The 1,254-nt window shown below is 63.3% G+C and carries 2 protein-coding genes; one reads left to right on the forward strand and one right to left on the reverse strand.

All coding sequences use genetic code 11. The features are described 5' to 3' along the window. Positions 1–353, reverse strand: a 353-nt coding sequence (locus ACJH6H_RS29740; protein WP_406776395.1) for a hypothetical protein, incomplete at its 3' end; no start/stop codon positions are given. Positions 354–503: 150 nt separating this feature from the next. Between ACJH6H_RS29740 and ACJH6H_RS29745 the strand changes: the two genes are divergently transcribed. Continuing rightward, the coding region (locus ACJH6H_RS29745) for a GlxA family transcriptional regulator (protein WP_406776396.1) at positions 504–1,254 on the forward strand (751 nt) is incomplete at its 3' end.

Consider the following 1,254-nt stretch of genomic DNA (forward strand, 5'->3'; position numbering starts at 1 on the left):
GCGGTGAAGAAGCCGTACAATCCGCGGCCCTGATGCGCCGGGAGCACTTCCGTGCCGCTACGATAAATTCCAAGTCCGGCGGACATCTGCAGGATGCGGTAGACCGAGAAGGCCACGAGCCCGGAGCCGTCATAGACGAGGACCAGGCTGTACTTCCGGTCGAACGGCGAGGAGGTTGCTGTCCAATGCGGCTCGGTGGCCTGCCAGTTGACGGCAATGATACCGTTCATGGCGTCCATCAGCGGCTGACGGTCGCAGGCTTCGATCCGGGAGGCGTCGGGCAGGCTGTAAATCGCGTAATCCGTCCAAGGCGATTTGATCGCCTCGTATCCACTGCCCAGATTTCGCGACATGGCAGAACTCCAGAATTCTATCGCGAGCTATACAGGGCGGCCTCGAATGGCTTAAAGGACAATATGCCCTCGAAAACTGCCAAACCGCCCCGGCCTGAGCCGCGCGACAGGAAAGCGACGCGGCGGATCGCGATCGTTGCCTTTCCGGGCGTGACATTGCTCGACATCTCGGGGCCGGCTCAGGTGTTCGCGGAGCTCGAGGCCATCGAACTCCCTGGACCGGACTACTCGCTGTCCTACCTGTCGACGTCAGGCGGCCTGGTGCCGACCGATGTCGGGATGATGATCGACACGGCGCCGATCACCAGTATCGCGCCTGCCGAAGTCGACACGCTGGTCATCCCCGGCGGGCCAGGCATCTGGAAGATCCGCAACGACGCCGCGTTGATGGACTGGATTGCGCAGGCACTGCCGGAGGCGCGCCGTATCGCATCGGTCTGCCTCGGCGCATTCGCACTGGCCTGGACCGGAATTCTCGACGGCAAGCGTGCTGCAACGCACTGGCGCTATTGTCCTCGCTTGCAGGACAGCTTTCCCAGCATCCGCGTCGAGCCCAACGCGATTTTCGTCAAGGATGGACATGTCTGGTCGTCGGCGGGCGTCAGCGCCGGGATCGACCTGGCGCTCGCCATGATCGAGGAGGATTTCGGCCACACCATCGCGCTCGACGTCGCGCGCAGACTTGTGGTGTTCCTGAAGCGGCCGGGCGGTCAGAGCCAGTTCTCGACCGTCCTTGCGGCCCAGGCGTCCGACGTCGAGGGACGCTTCAGTGCGCTGCATGCCTGGATCATCGAGAACATCACGAGCGACCTCAAGGTCGAGACCCTTGCGGAAAAGGCCGGGATGACGCCACGCACCTTTGCCCGGACCTATGTCAGCCGAACGGGCATGACACCCGCCA

The organism is Mycobacterium sp. SMC-21 (assembly GCF_045310825.1).
Taxonomy (GTDB): domain Bacteria; phylum Actinomycetota; class Actinomycetes; order Mycobacteriales; family Mycobacteriaceae; genus Mycobacterium.